Below are 18,042 nucleotides of genomic sequence, written 5' to 3' on the forward strand. Positions count from 1 at the left end.
CGCGTGAGCGCGAGGCGTTCATTTGGCGTTCAGCGGCTTTCCGAAAAGATCATGCGCAGAGAAAACTGCTGAAGCGTGAGCCATCGCGCTTTAGGGCGAAGTCGCAACTGAAGGGGGTTCTCCCAGAGGTCCAGAGCATCTCTCGACAGATGATGCTCGTCATATGCCTGAGGCGTGAGAGCGCCTCTCGGCCCATGTGGTTCGACGTGTCGGCTGTCCGGCGGGGCAGTCGATAATAGGTGCGGCCTCGAGAGGGGGACCAGCGCGGTACCAAAAACCCCAATCGAGGCCGCCCGCGTCGATCGGCGGATCGAACGCTACTCATTTTCTCGTGAGCATCCGGTGCGATAATGAGACGCACCCATGTCTTGATTCCAAATTTTCAATGTCGGAATCGAGGCACCGCCTTTAAACGGTTGCTCACGTACCGTTTTTCTCGGCTTGGTCGTAGACGGCCTGCGCAACCTTGGTCAGGCGATCGCGGTCGCCGCCGCCGCTGACGACGTAGCCGACGCCGCGCTCGGCCCAGAACAGCGCTCCGTCCTTGTCGGCCTTGGCGTAGCGCATCTGAGTCGCGCCGTTCTCGGTCTTGGCGGTGTAGATCGTGTACCGCTCGCCCGAGGCGCCCTCATACATCAGGAACGACGCCGGACCGTTCGGCCCCGGCAAGAGCCGACCGCCGACGAGCTTCAGCCCGCTTGCCTCCAGGTTCGGCGCGAACACGGTCCAGCCGCAGCGCCTGGTCAGCCAGGCCTGGAGATGGTCGCGCTCGTTGCCGCCGACCTCGACGGGGTGGCGAACCTCGACGACGTAGAGGCGGTGGGCGTCGAGCGCGTCCGCTGTAAAGCTCTGGAAGGTCGAGGGGGCGTTGGCCGCGCCATGCGCCACCCAACCGGCGGTGCCGCCGGCCACGAAGGCGACCAGCACAGCCGCCGCGGCGGCATAGAACCATTGCCGGGGACGGCGCTCCAGCCGCTCGAGCTCCAGCCGGGCCGGCACTGGCTCCTGGACGACAGAGTCGTAACGCGCGTGCAACATCTCGGCCATGGCGCGCCAGGACTGCACGCGCTCGGCATCGTCAGGGTGTGCGGCAAGCCAGGCCTCGACGTCGGCGCGGCGCTCGGCCGGCAACTCGCCGTCGACATAGGCGTGCAGCTCGTCTTCGGTAATGGGAATATTATGGTCGTTCATATCGATCGTCTCTGGCTCTGCGGCCCAAAATGTCTTTCGCGGTTCAACTGCGCTGCTTCCCGCGCCATGCAGGCGAAGCGACCTGCGCGATGCATCAACACTGCCATCACTTCACCCGCTTGAGCGCCGGGCGCTCACCTTCCAGCGAGGCTTTGACGTGGGCTCTCGCCCGCGCCAGGCGCGACATCACGGTGCCGATCGGCACGCCCTGGATGTCGGCGACCTCGCGGTAGCTCATGCCCTCCAGCATCACCAGCAGAAGCACCGAGCGCTGCTCCTCGACCAGCGTCGCCAGCGCCTTCTCGATGTCGCGCCCTTCGGCCTCGGTCCCGCTGGCATCCGGATTGTTCTCCGTCAGCTGCGTGAATTGCGGGCGTCTTGCCAGCGAGCGCCGCCGGTTCTTGTTGAGATTGGTCAGGATCGTATAGAGCCAGCTCCTGACATCGCCTCCGAGGAACAGGCGCTCCGAACGCAGCGCCCGCACCAGCGTATCCTGCACCAGGTCGTCGGCCGCATCCGCATCGCGCGTGAGCGCGCGGGCGTAGCGGCGCAACGCCGGGATCATGGCTTCCACACTCTGGCGAAACGCACTCATGCCGTCTTGACGTCCTGCTGTCCGGCGCGAGCGCCTCAATCATCATAACACCCGAACGGAACGGCTATTCCGGCGCTTGAAACAGCGTTAACGCCGCGTATTAGGACTGTACCGCGAAGGAGGGCTGGTGTACCTCCAGACCTCAACGAGAGCTCGACGGGACGTTAGCAAATGGCGCAGAATTCAGGTCTGATGCAGGGCAAGCGCGGGGTCATCCTCGGCCTTGCCAACAACCGCTCGATCGCCTGGGGCATCGCCAAGGCATGCCACGCAGCCGGCGCCGAGCTCGCCTTCACCTATCAGGGCGATGCGCTCAAGAAGCGCGTCGAGCCGCTCGCCGCCGAGATCGGCGGTCTCGTGCTCGGCCATTGCGACGTCACCGATGCCGCGACCATCGACGCCGCCTTCGCAGTGCTGAAGGAGAAGTGGGGCAAGATCGACTTCCTGGTGCATGCGATCGCCTACGGCGAGCAGCTCGACGGCCGCTACGTCGACACCACGCCGGAGAATTTCTCCAAGTCGATGCTGATCTCCTGCTACTCGTTCACCGCCGTGGCGCAGCGCGCCGAGAAGCTGATGACCGACGGCGGCTCGCTCATCACGCTCAGCTATTACGGCGCCGAGAAGTGGATGCCGCACTACAACGTGATGGGCGTGGCGAAGGCTGCGCTGGAGGCCAGCGTGCGCTATCTCGCGGCCGATCTCGGCGAGAAGAACATCCGCGTCAACGCGATCTCGGCAGGTCCCATCAAGACGCTCGCGGCATCCGGCATCGGCGACTTCCGCTATATCCTGAAGTGGAACGAGAACAACGCGCCGATGCGACGCAACGTCTCGATCGAAGACGTCGGCGGCAGCGCGCTGTATTTCCTCTCTGATCTCGCGCGCGGCGTCACCGGCGAGGTGCATCACGTCGATTCCGGCTATCACGTGCTGGGCATGAAGCGCCCGGACGCGCCGGACATTTCGTTCGGCGGCTAGGACTAGCTTATAAATCTGGAATGCCCGTGCCCACGATCTATTATCTTCGCCACGGTGAGACCGAGTGGAATGCGCTCGGGCGGCTTCAGGGCACCAAGGACGTTCCGCTGAACGCGCGCGGACGCGGTCAGGCCGTGCAGGCCGGCGGCGTGCTGGCGGATCTCTTCAAGCGCGACGGCAAGGACAAGGCGGCGTTACCCTACGTGTCGAGCCCGCTCGGGCGTGCACGCCAGACCATGGAACTCGCGCGCGGCAAGCTCGAACTGCCGCCGGCCGACTACGCGCTCGACGATCGCCTGCGCGAGATCGGCTACGGCAGCTGGGAAGGGCTGACGCTGGCCGAGAGCGAGGCGGCCGATCCGGACGTCTACGCCCGGCGCCTCGCCGACAAATGGACGGTCGGCCCCGCGGACGGGGAGACCTACGCCGATGTGCAGGTCCGCGTGCGGGCCTGGTACGACGAGCTCCGGACCGATATCGTCGCGGTCGCCCACGGCGGGACTTGCCGGGCCCTGATGGTTTCGCTCGGCCTGGAGACGCCGGCCAGCGCCGCCGAGCTCTATATCGAGCAGGGCGCCGTCTACGTGTTTCGGGACGGTCGGCTGGAGAAGTTTAGTTAGGCCGGTTCGCCGTCATCCACGGTGGCTATGGGTTTGACCCCCGGCCCCCCGCGCGTTACCACACGCCCGAACCGACCCAGCGAGCAGCGATGTCCTTCAACACCTTCGGCCACATGTTCCGCGTCACCACCTTCGGCGAGAGCCATGGGGTGGCGATCGGCTGCGTGGTCGACGGCTGTCCGCCCATGATCCCGCTTACCGAGGCCGATATCCAGCAGGATCTCGACCGCCGCCGGCCCGGTCAATCGCGCTTCACCACCCAGCGCCAGGAGCCGGACCAGGTGAAAATCCTGTCCGGCGTGATGGCGCATCCGGAGACCGGCGTGCAGGTGACGACGGGCACCCCGATCGGGCTCCTGATCGAGAACACCGACCAGCGCTCGAAGGACTATTCCGAGATCAAGGACAAGTTTCGGCCCGGCCACGCCGACTTCACCTACGAGGCCAAATACGGCCTGCGCGACTATCGCGGTGGCGGCCGCTCCTCGGCGCGCGAGACGGCAATGCGCGTCGCTGCGGGTGCGATCGCGCGAAAAGTGCTGCCCGACGTCAAGGTCCGCGGCGCGCTGGTGCAAATCGGCCCGCACAAGATCGATCGCGACAAATGGGACTGGGACGAGATCGCCAAAAATCCGTTCTTCTGTCCGGACAAGGACAAGGCCGCGTTCTTCGAGACCTATCTCGACGGCATCCGCAAGAGCGGCTCGTCGATCGGCGCGGTGATCGAGGTCGTCGCCGAAGGCGTGCCGGCAGGCCTCGGCGCGCCGATCTACGCAAAACTCGATTCTGATCTCGCGGGCGCGATGATGACCATCAACGCCGTGAAGGGCGTCGAGATCGGCGCCGGCTTTGGCGCGGCCGAGCTCACCGGCGAAGAGAACGCCGACGAGATGCGCACGGGCAATGACGGCACGCGCTTCCTCTCCAACCATGCCGGCGGCGTTCTGGGCGGCATCTCCACCGGACAGCCGGTGGTGGTGCGCTTCGCGGTGAAGCCGACCTCGTCGATCCTCCAGCCGCGCCTCACTGTCGATCGCAAGGGCGCCGACACCGAGATCTTCACCAAGGGCCGCCACGACCCCTGCGTCGGCATCCGCGCCGTGCCCGTCGGCGAGGCCATGATGGCCTGTGTGCTCGCCGATCACTTCATTCGGGATCGCGGGCAGGTCGGCCGCTAGAGCATTCGTGTCGCGGTACTAGCCCACCGCGCAGCTTGACGTCCCCAAGACTTCGTCCGCAAATGCGGACATGCAAAACTCCGAGATCCAGCGCATCACCAACTGGCTGATCGACGGTGCGAGGTCGTCCGGGACCCCTTCCGAGATGATCGCCGAGGTCTGCGAGCATCTGGTCGCGGCCGGCCTGCCGCTGTCGCGGTTCGGCATCTTCATTCGCACGCTGCATCCGGAAATCTTCGGCCGCAACTTCATCTGGCGGCAGGGCCAGAAGGTCGAGATCGGCACCGTCGATTTCGAGATCCTGGACACGCCCGAATTCGCCCGAAGCCCGCTCCGGATCGTGTTCGAGGAGGGGCTCGAGGTGCGGGGACGGATGGACGATCCGGACAGCAAGCGGTTTCCGTTCCTCGACGACATGCGCGCCGAAGGCGTGACCGACTACCTCGCGATGCCGATGCACTATCTCGACGGCTCGATCCACGCGACGAGCTGGGTCACGCGGCATCCCGGCGGCTTCAGCGACGACGACATCGCGGCAATCCGCTCCATCGTGACACCGCTCGCGCGCGTCGCCGAGATCATCAGTCTGCGCCGCACCGCCGAGATGCTGCTCGACACCTATGTCGGCAACCGTGCCGGCGCGCGTATCCTCGGCGGCCAGATCCGCCGCGGCCACAACGACACCATGCAGGCCGCGATCTGGCTCTCGGATCTGCGCGGCTTCACCGCACTTTCGGACCGGCTGCCGGCCGAGACCGTGGTCGAGATCCTCAACCACTATTTCGACTGCCAGGTCACCGCGATCCGGGGCCATGGCGGCGAGGTCCTGAAATTCATGGGCGACGGCCTGCTCGCGGTGTTCCCGATCGACGAATATATCGGCGATGCCGCGCATGTCTGCGCGCGCGTGCTGGAGGCCGCGCGCGAATCCCGCGCCAGCGTCGAGGCACTCGCCATTCCGGTCGGCGATGTCGTCGAGCGCTTCCGCTTCGGCGTCGCGCTGCACGTCGGCAACATCCTCTACGGCAATATCGGCGGCGGCAACCGGCTCGACTTCACCTGCATCGGCCCCGCCGTCAATCTCGCGGCGCGACTGGAGAAGATCACGGGCCGGCTGGGGCGGACTGTCGTGGTCTCGGAAGTCTTCGCGAACGCCTGCCGCCATGACTGGCGCGAGCTCGGCGAATTTCCGATCGCAGGGTTTTCGAAGGCGCAACGCGTGTACGGGCTCGCCGAAGAGACGCCGGTGGTGATGGCCTGAAGCGCGATGAGGTCAAGATGATTCATCGTCGCAAGATGAAGCCCTATTCCTCGGGCTCCGTCGTGAACAGCAGCGGATAGCCCTTGGCGCGGCCGGCATCGGTGGCGCGGGTGGCCTTGGTTTCGGCGACGTCCCTGGTGAACACGGCAACCACGCAGGCGCCCAGCTTGTGCGCGGTGATCATGACCTTGTAGGCCTGATCCTCGGTCATGCGGAACTCGGCCTTGAGGATCATCGTGACGAATTCGCGTGGCGTGAAGTCGTCGTTGATCAGGATGACCTTGTGCAGCTTAGGCCGCTCGACCTTGGTCTTCGTCCTGGTTTTAGGCTTGGTAACGGTGTCGTTCATTCCGCCTCCCGGAAACGGCGGGCTCGGTTCAGCCGCGGTGCTCAGTGTGCGGCCCTCGCACCATATTGCAGGACCTGCACCTTCTCCAAGGTGATCAGGCCGCTCGACATCATGCCATCCAGGATGGGCAGGAATGCGTTGATGCTGTCCTCGCTGTCGACGATCTCGATCAGCAGCGGCAGGTCTTCCGACAGCCGCAGGATCTTCGAGGTGTGCAGCCGGCTCGACTTGCCGAACCCCATCGGGCCGCGCAGCACGGTGGCGCCCGCGAGATGCCGCTCGCGCGCCGTCATCACGATCGCTTCGTAAAGCGGCTTGCCGCCGAAATGGTCGCTCTCGCCGATGAAGATCCGGAGCGAAACAGCCTGATTAGGGATTTGCATGGTCAGCTCCTTGTCAAGCGGTTGTAGCGGCTTGCCATCATATGACCGAGCCACACGGACACCAGCCAGCAGATGACGGATGCCGCGATATAGGCGAGTGCCGTGTATTTCATGCCGCCGTGGAACAGGCGGAAGGTCTCCAGGCTGAAGGCCGAGAAGGTGGTGTATCCGCCGCAAAACCCGGTCATGACGAATTGCCGGTGCTCGGGCCGCGCCAGCATGCGGCCGTCGGGGCCGGTCAGCGTTGCGTAGAAGCCGATGATGAGCGATCCCGTGGCATTGATGAACAGCGTCGCGACGGGGAAGCCCGGGCCGGTGTCGAGCACGAGGGAGACGAAATAGCGCGCGAGGCCGCCAAGGACGCTGCCGAAGGAAACCCAGGCATAGAGCATCGCGCTGCGCCAGCGGTCGGTGGAGGAGGGAACGGTCATCCGCCTCTAGCCTCCAAGACCGTCAGCGAGGACAAAGCCGCAACTGACGGCGGCAAGGCAAAGCCCGACCGAGAGCGCGACATTGCCGAGCGCATGCATCGGCTCGCCGTTGCGCGCGAGCGTCAGCGTTTGCAGGCTGAACGAGGACACCGTGGTGTAGCAGCCGAGGAACCCGGTCACCGCGAACAGCCAGGGATTGGGGGAGGCGAAGATCGAGCCGGGATGGGTTGCCAGCGCGCCGAAAATGCCGATCAGGAAGGCGCCGGTGATGTTGATGGTCATGGTGCCCCAGGGAAAGGTCTCTCCCAGCCGCCGCGCGATCGCGCCCGAGACGAAATAGCGCGCGCAGCCGCCGAGAACGCTGCCGACCACGATTGCGATCACTCCGCTCAACACGACGAACGCCCCTCCATCATCATTTGTCCTCCGCTGCCAGACCATTGCTGACGGCGAGCAGCCCTACGAGCGCGACCAGCGCGAAGCCGAGCCCGGCCAAAAACGTGCCCGCCGGACCGTAGGCATCCCACAGCGCGCCGGCGATCACGCTTGCGGCCAGCAAGGCCAGTCCCGTGAACAGGTTGAAATAGCCGAATGCGGTGCCGCGCAGGCTCGGCGGCGCGGCGTCGGCGACGAGGGCCGACAGCAGGCCTTGGGTCAATCCCATATGCAGCCCCCACAGCACGACGCCGAGCGCGAGGCCCGCGAGGTTCGGCAGCAGCGCGAGCGCGAGGTCGGCGGCCGCGAGGAAGACGAGGCCGAGCGCGAGCAGGCCGGTCCGGTTGATCCGGTCCGACAGCACGCCGGCGGGATAGGCCGACAGCGCATAGACCACGTTCATCAGCACCAGCACCGCCGGCACCCACATCGCAGAGAGTCCGATGTTCTGCGCGCGTAGGATCAAGAAGGCCTCGCTGAAGCGCGCGAGCGTGAACACCACGCCGACCGCGACGACGCGCCAGTACACGGATCCGAGCTGCCGCATGGCGGAGGTGTTCAGCGGATTCTTCGTAGACTCCCGGCTTGGGTCCGGCTCCGGCTCGCTCACCGCGAATGCGATCAGGCCGAAAGAGAGGAAGGCCGGCAGCACCGCTACCCAGAAAACAAGGGCAAAATTATCTGCTGTCCACCACATCAGGCCGATCGCCACGAGCGGTCCGACGAATGCGCCGATGGTGTCGAGCGACTGCCGCAGGCCGAAGCTCGCGCCGCGCAGACCCGCAGGTGCGATATCGGCGATCAGCGCATCGCGCGGTGCGCCGCGAATACCCTTGCCGACGCGGTCGATGAAGCGCGCGGCAATCAGCCAACCGACGCTGGGGGCAAGCGGGAACAGCGGTTTTGTCAGCGCGGCTAGGCCGTAGCCGAGCGCCGCGAGGAGCTTGCGCCGGCCGAGCCAGTCGGACAATGCGCCGGAGAAGATCTTCGTGATCGAGGCGGTCGCCTCCGCAATGCCCTCGATGAAGCCGACCGTCAGCGTGGAGGCCCCGAGCACAGTGACGAGATAGACCGGCAGCAGCGCGTGGATCATCTCGGAGGAGACGTCCATCAGCATCGAGACGAAGCCGAGCACCCAGATCCCCCTGGGCAGCCCCGCACGCGCAGCATTCGGTGTCGTCGTCGTCACGCCCTGACCTTCGCCTTCAGGCAACAAAAAACCCGCCATCGGCGGGTTTGTCCATGCTCCCGCCAAAGGCCGAGGCTTTGAGATTGCCCCTCCTCGAGCAGGAGTCATCAGCCCACTACGGTTACAGGCCGACGGGCGGTTGTCGGGGGACTCCATCCCCATCTGTACATCCAACCTAGCATGGAAATCGCACCGGACAAGTGGGCGGGGAAGGTCTGTCTTCGGCTCGATGCTGCTGGACGCTCCGGAATGATGGCGTGAGCGATCGCGCATGTCCCCGTGGCGCAAGCGCGGCAACACGGCGGCAGCTTTGCGTGACGTGCGCATTCCCAACTCGCGAATTCCTAACCGGAATGTGAAGCGCAAGCGATCTTCGGACTTTGCGGCAAGGCGATTGCATGTCACCATCGCGTCATACGACGGGAGACTGCGATGCGCATGCTGTTCTCGATCGGGGCTGTGCTGGTGGCCGGCGTGCTCGCCGGAGGGGACGTCGCGGGCATCGCGGCACCAGGGCCCAAATTTGAACCGAGCAAGAGTTTGCCACAACGGCTAGCGGCCGATCGGGACGCGCAGACGGTCGATGTCGAGCTGGTCCTCGCGGTCGACGTGTCCTACTCCATGGACATGGACGAACTCGCGATCCAGCGCGAAGGCTATGCGCAGGCGATCCAGTCGAAGGAATTCCTCCAGGCGCTGAAGCTCGGGCCGAATGGCCGGATCGCGGTGACTTACTTCGAATGGGCCGCTTCCAGCGACCAGAAGATCATCATCCCGTGGCGGCTGGTCGACGGACCGGAGACGGCGGACGCGGTCGCCGCCGAGATCTTGAAGACGCCGATCCGGCGCGCCTCGCGCACCTCGATCTCCGGGGCGATCACGTTCGCGATGCCGTTGTTCGACGAGGATCCCTATCGCGGCTTGCGCCGCGTGATCGACATTTCGGGTGACGGCCCCAACAACAATGGCGGCCCGGTGACAGCGGCGCGCGACGCCGCGCTCGAGAAGGGCATCGTCATCAACGGCCTGCCGATCATGGTCAAGGAGCCGTCCTATTCGACCATGGATATCGACAATCTCGACTACTACTACGAGGACTGCGTCATCGGCGGTCCCGGCTCCTTCGTCATCACGATCAAGGATCGCGACAAGTTCAAGGAAGCGATCCGCACCAAGCTCCTGATGGAGGTCGCGGGCCGCATGCCGGAGCGCCCCGTGAGGCGCGTTGCCGACAAGGAGCCACGGGTCAGCTGCTTGATCGGCGAGAAGATCTGGTCGGACCGCTGGGGGCGCTGATCCGCACTACCCCGAATGGGACCTTTCGCCCTGTCCCGCCCGCGGTCGAATTTAACCACGCGTTAACCGCTGCGTGGCCCTAATCGGCCTGCTTCCCGTTGTTTCCGGATAAAGTTCTGACTTCGCCGTCCGGCGCGCGAACAGAAGCGGGTCTGTCAGACAAATCCGCCGAGCAATCCAATGGCCATCGTCACATCGAGCACCAGCCAGATTTCGCCCGCCAACGAGCGGGTGTATCACCAGAGCAGTCTGGTGGGTGACTGGAAGGGCAATTGGGCAGGCAACAACCAGGCCGTCGGCTTCAAGGTCGTGAACATCCGCGGGGCCAGGGCCCAGATCGAGTACACCCATAACGGGCACACCGAGCGTGGTATCGGCGAGGTCAATGGTGCAACGATAAGCTACGGCAACGTCACGGTCGGCACCAAGGACGGCAAGAACCTGGTGCTCCTATTCTCCTCGGGCGTTGGCAAGCAGAGCGCGACTTTGCAGAAACAGGCGCCGGCAGGTTCCGACAGCATCCTCATGGGAAGCTGGGGCGGCTATTCTGCCGACATCGGCAAGAGCGCGAGCTTTCGCGTGCTGGCCATTAACGGCAAAGAGGCGACGGTCAGCGTCACCACCGACGGTATCACCCGCCAGGGCACCGGCTACGTCTACAGGAACGTCATCATGTTCGGGCAGTCGCAGATATCGACCGACAACGGACAAAACGGCAAGATCATCTACCAGGTCGGCTCCAAATCCTTCACTGTGCCGGTGACGAAATATCCGCCTGCGGATTCGTCGTCCTCGGTGGACAGGACGGCCTGAACGTCAGCCTCCCTGGGCGGCCTGCGGCCCTCACCATTTCGGCGCCCGCTTCTCCACGAACGCCCTCAATCCCTCCTGCGCTTCGTCCGACGTCGCGACATTGCAGAAATCGTCTACTGCACTTGCGATGCTGCGCCGGTAGTCGAGATCAATCTGGCGCATGAAGGCGGCGCGGCCCATCCGCAGCACGGCGGCCGACTTGCCGGCGAATTGCGCCGCGAGCTTCAGCACCTCAGCCTCGAGCCCGGCATCGTCGACGACGCGGTTCACCACGCCGAGCTCGCGCGCCTCCGCGGCGGTGAAGACGCGGCCGGTGAACAGCAGCTCGAACGCGCGGTGACGTCCGACGATGCGCGGCAGATGCGCGTAGTGGATCGCGGGAATGACGCCGACGTCGATCTCGGGATAGCCGAACGTCGCGCTCTCGGCTGCCAGCACCACGTCGCAGGACACCGCCATGGTCATGCCGCCGCCGCGCGCTGCGCCTCCGACCGCGGCGATCGACGGCTTTCCGAGCCCATACTGGGCGTCGTAAAGGTCGATATAGAGCGCCTGGAGGAATTCGCGGATCTCGGCGCCGGATTTGCCAAGCAGGATGTCGAGATCGAGGCCGGCCGAAAAGCGCTTGGCGATCGCGCTCGCCAGCACGACAACGCGCGCTTCCGGATCGTTCGCCGCGCGACGCAGGGCCGCGACCACCGCACGGATGACCTCGAGGCTCAGTGCATTGACCGGCGGGCGGCGCAGCGTGATGCGGGCGATGTTGCCTGTGCGTTCGTAGGCGACGGGATTGTCAGATGTCACCGGGTTCTCCATGCTTTCAAGACGTCAGCACCTTCAACTGCCGGTCGATCTTGCGTAGGATTTCGCAGGCGTGGGCCGGAGCGCCGGCGCCGACCAGCCGCCAGACCTCATTGGTTTGCTCCGCCAGATGCGGGATGGTCAGCGGCAGGCGGCTTGATTCCTATAGTGCGCCCTTTTCGTTGATGAGATAGCATTCGTTCAGTGCGAACAGAACTTGCGCGACGCAGGCGAGCGATCTGTAGAGGCACCCCGCGACATGAGTCTGTTCGCCGCGCGCTGCCGCAAGCTCTGCATTCTCGATACCGAACAGGATCTCCCACTGGAAGCGCCGTACGCAGCGGGCGCGGATAGGGCAGAGCGATCGATTTCAGCCGGTCAATCAGGGCCGGCGGATCGTGCAGTGGCTGGCAATAGGCGATCTCGCCCATCCAGATCGCCGAGCAGAAGCCGTGCGGATGGCCGGGCTGGTAATCCATGGTGACGACGCCGGCGCGGCAAGACTCCATCACAGCTTCGACTGCGTCGGCGCTCCGATAGAGCAGATCGACCTTGCGGCCTTCCACTGAAAGCCAGGCGCCACCGACGATCCACGGGCCCCATTCGCCGACGGGGGTCACGGCTGTGGCGGCAGGATCGTCGGCGATCTCCTTCGCGGCGGCCAGTAGCCGATCCGTATCGAGCGGGCTCGCCGCCGAGAAGTACAGTCCGATGTCGTAGTCGGAGGAAGGATGCGCGCTGCCCCGCGCGCGCGAGCCGCCGAGCACGATGGCAGCGATGCCCGGCACCTTGGCAAAGGCGGATGTCAGGTGCGTGAGCAGGGGATCGTGCGGCATGACTCCCGTTCCGGCGGACTTGCGCCGCCTTGTCCGGGCGACAGCTTACGGTGCGGCTTGGGCCGTGCAAGACCTCCAGCGCGCATGCTAGACTGCGTGCAGGAGATTGCTTGCCGGATGGAGGGACCAATGACCGACGAACACCCGATGATGGCCGGCTCCGCCACGGTCTTCGTCGTGTCCGACATCACAGCCAGCCTCGCCTATTACCGCGATGTGCTCGGCTTCGATGTCACCTTCGAATACGGTCAGCCTCCGTCCTACGCCTGCCTCTGCCGTGACGAGGTCGGCCTGCATCTGCTTGCGGCGGCGGTAACGAAGCGGTTGCCCGGGCACGGCGGCATCTGCATCTTCGTCAGGGACGTCGATCAGATCTATGCCGAACTATCGGGACGCGGCGCCAGGCTGCTCAACCGGCCGGAGGACCGCGACTATCGTATGCGCGATTTCGACGTCGTCGATGCCGACGGCAATCAGCTCACGTTCGGTATGGGAACGGACGACGCGGCCTGACATCGCCGGCCGCGCGCGTCCGCCGTTGCATCAGATCCGGGCCTCCAGGATCAGGTTGAAGGGTGTTTCGGCGGCGCGGCGGAAGCGCGACAGGCCGCCTTCGCTGGCGACTTTGCGCAGCCTTGCCTCGCCGGCTTGAGCGCCGAGCGCGAGGCCCACCTCCTGGTCGAGCGAGGCCGGCGTGCAGATCATGGTGGACGCCGCATAGTAGACCCGCCCGACAGGATTGAGGTTGTCTTCGAGGCGGTCGCCTGCGAACGGCTCGACCAGCATGCAGGTGCCGTCCTTCGCCATGGTCTCGCGCACATGACTGATGGCGCCGACGGGATCGCCCATGTCGTGCAGGCAATCGAAGAAGCAGACGAGATCGTAGCCCTCGGCCGGATAGGTCTTCGCCGAGTGAACCGCGAAGCTGACACGATCGCCCAGCTTCGCCTCAGTGGCCGCCTTTCGTGCGGCCGCGATCGAGCCCTCGTGATAGTCGAAGCCGTAGAAGCGGGAGTTCGGGAAGGCCTCCGCCATCAGCCGTGTCGAGACGCCGTGCCCGCAGCCGACATCGGCGACCTTGGCGCCGCGCTTCAGCTTGTCCACGACGCCTTCGAGCGCGGGCAGCCACTCCTGCACCAGATGATGCATGTAGCCGGTGCGGAAGAACCGGGCGGTGCCGCAGAACAGGCACTCGCTGCGACGATTCCAGCCGACGCCCTTGCCGGACTTGAATGCGTCCGTAATTTTTGGCTCGTCGAGGAACGCCGCGGCAATGACATTGCCGACCGCGCCGAGGAAGACCGGGCTGTCCTCATCGGCGAGCGCCAACGCCTGCTCCGGCAGCATCGAGAACTTGCCGGAAGTGGAATCGTATTCGACGTAACCAGAAGCCGCCTGGCTCGCCAGCCACTCGCGGACGTAGCGTTCGCTCGTTCCGGTGGCGCTTGCGAGTTCGGCAGAGTTCATGGGTCCCTTGGCGGCGAGGGCGCGGTAGAGGCCGAGCTTGTCGCCCAGCAGGACCAGCGATGCGTTCATCGCGGCCCCGACCTCGGTGATCATCTTGCCCATAAAGGCATTCAACCTGTCGGAATCGACCTCCATGACAGCCTCCATGTTGTGTCTGGCATTTTCAAAGGTCTGCGCAATTGCGTCTTGCCGGACTGCCCCGGCCGATCAGGATCAAAGCGACGGCTCGCGTTCGCGCGTCCTCTATGTGGGTCAATCCGTCGCGCAGGAGGTTCAACACGTCAGGATAACGTAATTTTGGAACTCGATGGCGCGACCACCGGCATCGCGTCACTGGTATTCGCGTGGTCCCCGGCGTATAGTTTCCGCACTTTTTTGACGGTCATCTGAATGTCCAGCCTTGCACGTCCCTGCGGTCTCGCAACTCTCTTCGTGGTGCTCTGCCTCGGCGGAGCGCCGGCTTATGCGCAGGTCGCGCCCCTGCAATATTGGATCCCCGGCGGGCCTTTCGGCTTTGGCGGCAGCGCCGGCCAGGGCTCCGACGGCTACGGCAATTTTACGAGCTTCAAGGGTGGCGATGCCAACGCGGGCTATGATTTTCGTCCCGGTTTCTTCGTCGGAAGCGAACGCGGCAATCTAGGCCTGGGCGGACTCAGCCAGCCTGCGCCGGCCGGCAATTTCAGCGCGCTCTCTTATGATGGCACGCAGTTCGGTTACAACTACAAGACCGCGGGCGGCATGCCCGTCACGTTCTTTGCCGGGTTCGACACGCTGAAATACAATGGCGGCATCGGCAGCTCGCTCGCCCCGCTCACCTCCAGCGCCTCGCCCGGCTACGGCGCGTTCGCGGGTGTCGAGTTCAAGCCGACCTCCAACCTCAGCCTGTCGTTCGGCGCCGGTTTCACCCAGCAGCAATCGGGACGCATGGACAGCGACATCAATTCGTCAATGCTGCCCGGCGAGTCACCGGCGTTGGGTGGCTTGCGGCGTTGAGCGGTCACGCGTCGCTTTCGCCGCCCGCTTGACGGCAGCCGCGTTGGCTTACGACAAGCCCGCCACCAGCGGGCGTTGCAGGTGCTTCGCCATCAGCTCTGCCGCTTCGGCATAACGCCGCGTTTCCAGAACCTCGAGCAGGCGCAAATGCTCGCGCACGTGCCGCCGCATGCCGTCGCGGTCGGCGAAGCTGCGATAGGCGAACAGGCGCCTGATCGAATTCACGCGCCTGAGCGATTCAAGAAAGAACGGATTGCCGGCGCCGCGAATGATCTCCTCATGGAATTCGCAACCGGAAAGAAAGACCTCGCCGATCGTCATCTTCTCGAGCTCGCCTTCGAACACGCGCAGCTGGCGCTCGCGCAAGCGTGCAATCACCTCCTGCGGCAGCGCAAAGCCGGGCTGGGCGATTGCCGCAGGTTCGATCACCGCGCGAAACGCCATGGCCTTGGCGTGAGCTTCGGGGTTCGAGACCGTCTCCGCGAAGCGCCAGCCATAGCCCGGCAGGCGTGCAATCCAGCCCTCGGCAGCGATCCGGTCAAGCAGCCGCTGCAACTCGGCCCGGCTGAGGCCATAGCGGCGCATCAGCTCCGCCTCGGTGACGTCAGCCGGCAGTCGGCTTGCGAGCACGTCGCCTGCGATGGACGTATAAACCTGTTCGCTGCGCCTGACCGCCGCGAGGGCTGGCTGGGCTGCGCCGCTGGTCGGATGCTTGGCCAGCACGAACCCGCGATGTGGCTCGCCGCGCGCGAGCCCTGCCGCTTCCAGAGCCTTGAGGCCGAGCCGGATCGGCGCGCGTGAAAGATCGAGCGCATCGGCAAGCCGCTGTTCGATCAAGCGATCGCCAGCCTTCATGCCCTCGCGTCGGGCGAGCGCCATGATCAGCCCGGCAAGGTGCTCGGCGCGCTCGGAACCGCCTTTGCTTGAAGCGGGCGGTCGAGAACTGTCGGAGGCGGTCATTGCAGTGCACGCAGATTTTGAGCTTGACAGACTGTCCCACGGATTGTTCTTTTATGCAATAATATACAATCGAGCCAGGGAGAGCCTGATGGCGCATGCGCCGGATGTCCTGATTTGCGAGGTCGGCCCCCGCGATGGGCTGCAAAACCTGGACGTGTTCGTTCCTACCGAAGCCAAATGCGCGCTGATCGATATGATCGCCGCCGCCGGCATGCGCGAGATCGACGCGGGATCCTTCGTGCCGCCGAAGGTCGTACCGCAATTCGCCGATGTCGACGCGGTGATGGCGCACGCGCTCGCGCACAGGACCGCGACCATCGGTGCACTTGTGCCGAACGTGAAGGGCGCCGAGCGCGCCATCGCCGCCGGTGTCGACGCCGTCTACTTCGTCATCTCCGCCAGCGAGACGCACAACCGCGCCAATGTGCGCCGCTCGATCGAAGAGCAGCTCGACGGGTTTCGCGCGGTCCGCGCCGCGATCGACGCCGGTCCGGCGGACCGACGGCCGCACCTGATGGGCGCGATCGCCACCTCCTTCGGCTGCTCGCTGGAGGGCGAGGTGAGCGAAGCGGCGGTATGCCGGGTCGCGCGCGCCTTCGCCGAGGCCGGTGCCGACGAGATCGGGCTCGCCGACACCGTCGGCTATGCCACCCCGAAACTGATCAGGCAGATCGTCGAAGCCGTCAGGCGTGAAGTCGGATCGCAGATGACGCTGCGGCTGCATCTGCACGACACGCTCGGTGCCGGCCTCGCCAATGCCGTCGCCGGCCTCGACGCCGGGATCCGGCGTTTCGACGCCGCGGTATCAGGACTTGGCGGCTGTCCTTTCGCGCCTGGTGCCCGCGGCAACATCGTCACTGAGGATCTCGTGTTCATGCTGGAACGCATGGGACTTTCCACCGGCATCGACCTCGATCGCCTGATGCAGACGCGCGAAATTCTGGTCCGCCATATCCCGGCAAAACATCTGACCGGACACCTGCACGAGGCCGGAATTCCCAAGGTGCTGCGGAGGGCGGCATGACGGCGGTTGCATCCGAGGCGGCAACGGAGCCGCGTCCGCTGGCCGGCCTTCGTGTCATCGAGTTCAGCCAGATGGTGATGGGGCCGAGCTGCGGCTTGATCCTCGCCGATCTCGGCGCCGACGTGATCAAGGTCGAGCCGCCGAAGGGCGACCGCACCCGCTATTTCAAGGGACCGGCTGCCGGCTTCTTCGCCACCTACAGCCGCAACAAGCGCAGCATCGCGCTGGACACGTCGACCGCGGAAGGCCAGACCATCGCGCGGCGGCTGATCGAGAGCAGCGACGTCCTGATCGAGAATTTCCGCCCCGGCCTGCTGAAGCGGATCGGTCTCGACTACGAGTCGGTTGCCGCTTTTGCGCCACGCCTGGTCTACTGCTCGCTCAAGGGCTATTTGCCCGGCCCATACGAGAACCGCCTCGCGCTCGACGAGGTCGTGCAGATGATGGGCGGCCTTGCCTACATGACTGGCCTGCCGGACCGACCGATGCGCGCCGGCGCCTCGGTCAACGACATCATGGGCGGCATGTTCGGCGTGATCGCGATTCAGGCTGCGCTGGCCGAGCGGCAGCGCACCGGCCGCGGTCGCTACATCCAGAGCGCGCTCTACGAGAACAACGTGTTCCTGATGGCGCAGGCCATGATGTGCGAGGTGGTCAGCGGCCAGCCCTCGATTCCTTATTCGATCAAGGACAGCCCCTGGCCGGTCTACGATCTCTTCGACACCAGGGACGGCTCGAAACTGTTCGTCACCATCGTCGGTGAAGAGCAGTGGGCGGCGTTCTGCCGCGCCTTCGATCGCGAATCCTGGCTTGCCGATCCGCGCTTTGCGACGAGCAACGACCGCGTCGACCATCGCGGCTGGCTGGTTCCGGAGATCGCGAAGATCTTCAAGCAATGGGACAAGGCCGATCTCGCGGCACGCCTCGAGCAGCTCGATCTGCCCTACGCGCCGGTCAACAAGCCCGGCGATCTCTTCGACGACCCGCATCTGAACCAGTCGGGCGGGCTGACCAACATTCACCTGCCTGATGGCGGCGAGGCAAAAACGCCGCTGTTGCCGATCTCCATGGACGGCCGCCGCCTGCCCAACCGCTACGATCCGCCGCAGATCGGCGAGCAGACGCGCGAGATCCTGAGCGAGATCGGCGTTTCGTCGAGCGAAATCGAGACGCTGCGAAAGGCAGGAACCATCCGGATCGCGCCAGACCCGTCCTGACGAACGGATCGATCAAACAAGA

At 65.1% G+C, this 18,042-nt stretch carries 21 protein-coding genes and 1 riboswitch; of the genes, 10 read left to right on the forward strand and 11 right to left on the reverse strand.

All coding sequences use genetic code 11. From position 1 onward, the window contains the following. Positions 1-420 precede the first annotated feature (420 nt). Both ABIB95_RS33465 and ABIB95_RS33470 read right to left on the reverse strand, forming a co-directional pair. A complete protein-coding gene (locus tag ABIB95_RS33465) occupies positions 421-1,191 on the reverse strand; it encodes an anti-sigma factor (protein ID WP_354245788.1) in 771 nt (256 codons plus the stop codon). 106 nt (positions 1,192-1,297) lie between these two features. Further along, positions 1,298-1,786: a sigma-70 family RNA polymerase sigma factor gene (locus ABIB95_RS33470; protein ID WP_014497222.1), complete on the reverse strand. Its 489-nt coding sequence runs from the start codon at positions 1,784-1,786 to the stop codon at positions 1,298-1,300. A 171-nt stretch (positions 1,787-1,957) separates the two neighbouring features. On the opposite strand from ABIB95_RS33470, the gene fabI reads away from it, so the two are divergent. From fabI to ABIB95_RS33490, 4 genes are all read left to right on the forward strand, one after another. Next, entirely contained in the window at positions 1,958-2,767 is an 810-nt protein-coding gene (fabI, locus tag ABIB95_RS33475; protein ID WP_354245791.1) for an enoyl-ACP reductase FabI, read from the forward strand. A gap of 20 nt (positions 2,768-2,787) precedes the next feature. Continuing rightward, positions 2,788-3,387, forward strand: coding sequence for a histidine phosphatase family protein (locus ABIB95_RS33480; RefSeq protein WP_354245794.1), 600 nt, complete (start codon positions 2,788-2,790; stop codon positions 3,385-3,387). A gap of 89 nt (positions 3,388-3,476) precedes the next feature. Beyond that, positions 3,477-4,565, forward strand: coding sequence for a chorismate synthase (aroC, locus tag ABIB95_RS33485; RefSeq protein ID WP_071916063.1), 1,089 nt, complete (start codon positions 3,477-3,479; stop codon positions 4,563-4,565). 70 nt (positions 4,566-4,635) lie between these two features. Further along, positions 4,636-5,826: an adenylate/guanylate cyclase domain-containing protein gene (locus ABIB95_RS33490; RefSeq protein WP_354245798.1), complete on the forward strand. Its 1,191-nt coding sequence runs from the start codon at positions 4,636-4,638 to the stop codon at positions 5,824-5,826. A gap of 43 nt (positions 5,827-5,869) precedes the next feature. Here ABIB95_RS33490 and clpS read toward each other — a convergent pair whose 3' ends face one another. Genes clpS through ABIB95_RS33515 form a run of 5 tightly spaced genes read right to left on the reverse strand, consistent with a single transcriptional unit; the run spans position 5,870 to position 8,652 of the window. Then, complete coding sequence (clpS, locus tag ABIB95_RS33495; protein ID WP_014497217.1) at positions 5,870-6,175, reverse strand: ATP-dependent Clp protease adapter ClpS; 306 nt, start codon at positions 6,173-6,175, stop codon at positions 5,870-5,872. Positions 6,176-6,216: 41 nt separating this feature from the next. Next, positions 6,217-6,558 carry a DUF190 domain-containing protein gene (locus ABIB95_RS33500; RefSeq protein WP_208085197.1) on the reverse strand — a complete coding sequence of 114 codons (342 nt, stop codon included), beginning with the start codon at positions 6,556-6,558 and terminating at the stop codon, positions 6,217-6,219. Between the two features lie 2 nt (positions 6,559-6,560). Next, positions 6,561-6,989 (reverse strand): fluoride efflux transporter CrcB, encoded by a 429-nt coding sequence (gene crcB, locus ABIB95_RS33505; RefSeq protein WP_247314118.1) that lies wholly within the window; start codon positions 6,987-6,989, stop codon positions 6,561-6,563. A gap of 6 nt (positions 6,990-6,995) precedes the next feature. Beyond that, positions 6,996-7,430: a fluoride efflux transporter CrcB gene (crcB, locus tag ABIB95_RS33510; protein ID WP_354174262.1), complete on the reverse strand. Its 435-nt coding sequence runs from the start codon at positions 7,428-7,430 to the stop codon at positions 6,996-6,998. Continuing rightward, positions 7,405-8,652, reverse strand: a complete 1,248-nt coding sequence (locus ABIB95_RS33515) for an MFS transporter (protein ID WP_502917895.1) — start codon at positions 8,650-8,652, stop codon at positions 7,405-7,407. The genes crcB (ABIB95_RS33510) and ABIB95_RS33515 overlap by 26 nt, the downstream gene beginning before the upstream one ends. A 52-nt stretch (positions 8,653-8,704) precedes the next feature. Further along, positions 8,705-8,782, reverse strand: a riboswitch (Fluoride riboswitch). A gap of 263 nt (positions 8,783-9,045) precedes the next feature. On the opposite strand from ABIB95_RS33515, the gene ABIB95_RS33520 reads away from it, so the two are divergent. Continuing rightward, positions 9,046-9,909, forward strand: coding sequence for a DUF1194 domain-containing protein (locus ABIB95_RS33520; RefSeq protein WP_354245801.1), 864 nt, complete (start codon positions 9,046-9,048; stop codon positions 9,907-9,909). A gap of 180 nt (positions 9,910-10,089) precedes the next feature. Then, positions 10,090-10,722: a hypothetical protein gene (locus ABIB95_RS33525; protein WP_071916058.1), complete on the forward strand. Its 633-nt coding sequence runs from the start codon at positions 10,090-10,092 to the stop codon at positions 10,720-10,722. 30 nt (positions 10,723-10,752) lie between these two features. Here the strand turns inward: ABIB95_RS33525 and ABIB95_RS33530 are convergent, their stop codons facing one another. Together ABIB95_RS33530 and ABIB95_RS33535 are read right to left on the reverse strand one after the other, a co-directional pair. Continuing rightward, complete coding sequence (locus tag ABIB95_RS33530; RefSeq protein WP_354245804.1) at positions 10,753-11,526, reverse strand: enoyl-CoA hydratase/isomerase family protein; 774 nt, start codon at positions 11,524-11,526, stop codon at positions 10,753-10,755. 107 nt (positions 11,527-11,633) lie between these two features. Further along, positions 11,634-12,359 (reverse strand): nucleotidyltransferase domain-containing protein, encoded by a 726-nt coding sequence (locus ABIB95_RS33535; protein WP_354245807.1) that lies wholly within the window; start codon positions 12,357-12,359, stop codon positions 11,634-11,636. 129 nt (positions 12,360-12,488) lie between these two features. On the opposite strand from ABIB95_RS33535, the gene ABIB95_RS33540 reads away from it, so the two are divergent. Continuing rightward, positions 12,489-12,872, forward strand: coding sequence for a bleomycin resistance protein (locus ABIB95_RS33540; RefSeq protein ID WP_354245810.1), 384 nt, complete (start codon positions 12,489-12,491; stop codon positions 12,870-12,872). A 30-nt stretch (positions 12,873-12,902) separates the two neighbouring features. Here ABIB95_RS33540 and ABIB95_RS33545 read toward each other — a convergent pair whose 3' ends face one another. Beyond that, a complete protein-coding gene (locus tag ABIB95_RS33545; RefSeq protein WP_354245813.1) occupies positions 12,903-13,961 on the reverse strand; it encodes a class I SAM-dependent methyltransferase in 1,059 nt (352 codons plus the stop codon). A gap of 255 nt (positions 13,962-14,216) precedes the next feature. Here ABIB95_RS33545 and ABIB95_RS33550 point away from each other — a divergent pair, with 255 nt between their 5' ends. Further along, entirely contained in the window at positions 14,217-14,819 is a 603-nt protein-coding gene (locus ABIB95_RS33550; RefSeq protein ID WP_354245816.1) for a hypothetical protein, read from the forward strand. 48 nt (positions 14,820-14,867) lie between these two features. On the opposite strand, the gene ABIB95_RS33555 is transcribed toward ABIB95_RS33550, so the two are convergent. After that, positions 14,868-15,698: a GntR family transcriptional regulator gene (locus tag ABIB95_RS33555; RefSeq protein WP_071917648.1), complete on the reverse strand. Its 831-nt coding sequence runs from the start codon at positions 15,696-15,698 to the stop codon at positions 14,868-14,870. Between the two features lie 169 nt (positions 15,699-15,867). Here ABIB95_RS33555 and ABIB95_RS33560 point away from each other — a divergent pair, with 169 nt between their 5' ends. Together ABIB95_RS33560 and ABIB95_RS33565 are read left to right on the forward strand one after the other, a co-directional pair. Then, a complete protein-coding gene (locus ABIB95_RS33560; RefSeq protein ID WP_354245819.1) occupies positions 15,868-16,803 on the forward strand; it encodes a hydroxymethylglutaryl-CoA lyase in 936 nt (311 codons plus the stop codon). After that, positions 16,800-18,020: a CaiB/BaiF CoA transferase family protein gene (locus tag ABIB95_RS33565; protein WP_354245822.1), complete on the forward strand. Its 1,221-nt coding sequence runs from the start codon at positions 16,800-16,802 to the stop codon at positions 18,018-18,020. The genes ABIB95_RS33560 and ABIB95_RS33565 overlap by 4 nt, the downstream gene beginning before the upstream one ends. Positions 18,021-18,042: the final 22 nt, after the last annotated feature.

Source organism: Bradyrhizobium sp. LA2.1 (assembly GCF_040547725.1).
Taxonomy (GTDB): Bacteria; Pseudomonadota; Alphaproteobacteria; order Rhizobiales; family Xanthobacteraceae; genus Bradyrhizobium; species Bradyrhizobium barranii.

Excerpts from the sequence above, each read along its gene's own strand:
- ABIB95_RS33465 (WP_354245788.1), bottom strand. The coding sequence starts at position 1,191 with ATGAACGACCATAATATTCCCATTACCGAAGACGAGCTGCACGCCTAT.
- ABIB95_RS33470 (WP_014497222.1), bottom strand. The coding sequence starts at position 1,786 with ATGAGTGCGTTTCGCCAGAGTGTGGAAGCCATGATCCCGGCGTTGCGC.
- fabI (WP_354245791.1), top strand. The coding sequence starts at position 1,958 with ATGGCGCAGAATTCAGGTCTGATGCAGGGCAAGCGCGGGGTCATCCTC.
- ABIB95_RS33480 (WP_354245794.1), top strand. The coding sequence starts at position 2,788 with ATGCCCGTGCCCACGATCTATTATCTTCGCCACGGTGAGACCGAGTGG.
- aroC (WP_071916063.1), top strand. The coding sequence starts at position 3,477 with ATGTCCTTCAACACCTTCGGCCACATGTTCCGCGTCACCACCTTCGGC.
- ABIB95_RS33490 (WP_354245798.1), top strand. The coding sequence starts at position 4,636 with ATGCAAAACTCCGAGATCCAGCGCATCACCAACTGGCTGATCGACGGT.
- clpS (WP_014497217.1), bottom strand. The coding sequence starts at position 6,175 with ATGAACGACACCGTTACCAAGCCTAAAACCAGGACGAAGACCAAGGTC.
- ABIB95_RS33500 (WP_208085197.1), bottom strand. The coding sequence starts at position 6,558 with ATGCAAATCCCTAATCAGGCTGTTTCGCTCCGGATCTTCATCGGCGAG.
- crcB (WP_247314118.1), bottom strand. The coding sequence starts at position 6,989 with ATGACCGTTCCCTCCTCCACCGACCGCTGGCGCAGCGCGATGCTCTAT.
- crcB (WP_354174262.1), bottom strand. The coding sequence starts at position 7,430 with ATGGTCTGGCAGCGGAGGACAAATGATGATGGAGGGGCGTTCGTCGTG.
- ABIB95_RS33515 (WP_502917895.1), bottom strand. The coding sequence starts at position 8,652 with ATGGCGGGTTTTTTGTTGCCTGAAGGCGAAGGTCAGGGCGTGACGACG.
- ABIB95_RS33520 (WP_354245801.1), top strand. The coding sequence starts at position 9,046 with ATGCGCATGCTGTTCTCGATCGGGGCTGTGCTGGTGGCCGGCGTGCTC.
- ABIB95_RS33525 (WP_071916058.1), top strand. The coding sequence starts at position 10,090 with ATGGCCATCGTCACATCGAGCACCAGCCAGATTTCGCCCGCCAACGAG.
- ABIB95_RS33535 (WP_354245807.1), bottom strand. The coding sequence starts at position 12,359 with ATGCCGCACGATCCCCTGCTCACGCACCTGACATCCGCCTTTGCCAAG.
- ABIB95_RS33540 (WP_354245810.1), top strand. The coding sequence starts at position 12,489 with ATGACCGACGAACACCCGATGATGGCCGGCTCCGCCACGGTCTTCGTC.
- ABIB95_RS33545 (WP_354245813.1), bottom strand. The coding sequence starts at position 13,961 with ATGGAGGTCGATTCCGACAGGTTGAATGCCTTTATGGGCAAGATGATC.
- ABIB95_RS33550 (WP_354245816.1), top strand. The coding sequence starts at position 14,217 with ATGTCCAGCCTTGCACGTCCCTGCGGTCTCGCAACTCTCTTCGTGGTG.
- ABIB95_RS33555 (WP_071917648.1), bottom strand. The coding sequence starts at position 15,698 with ATGGCGCTCGCCCGACGCGAGGGCATGAAGGCTGGCGATCGCTTGATC.
- ABIB95_RS33560 (WP_354245819.1), top strand. The coding sequence starts at position 15,868 with ATGGCGCATGCGCCGGATGTCCTGATTTGCGAGGTCGGCCCCCGCGAT.
- ABIB95_RS33565 (WP_354245822.1), top strand. The coding sequence starts at position 16,800 with ATGACGGCGGTTGCATCCGAGGCGGCAACGGAGCCGCGTCCGCTGGCC.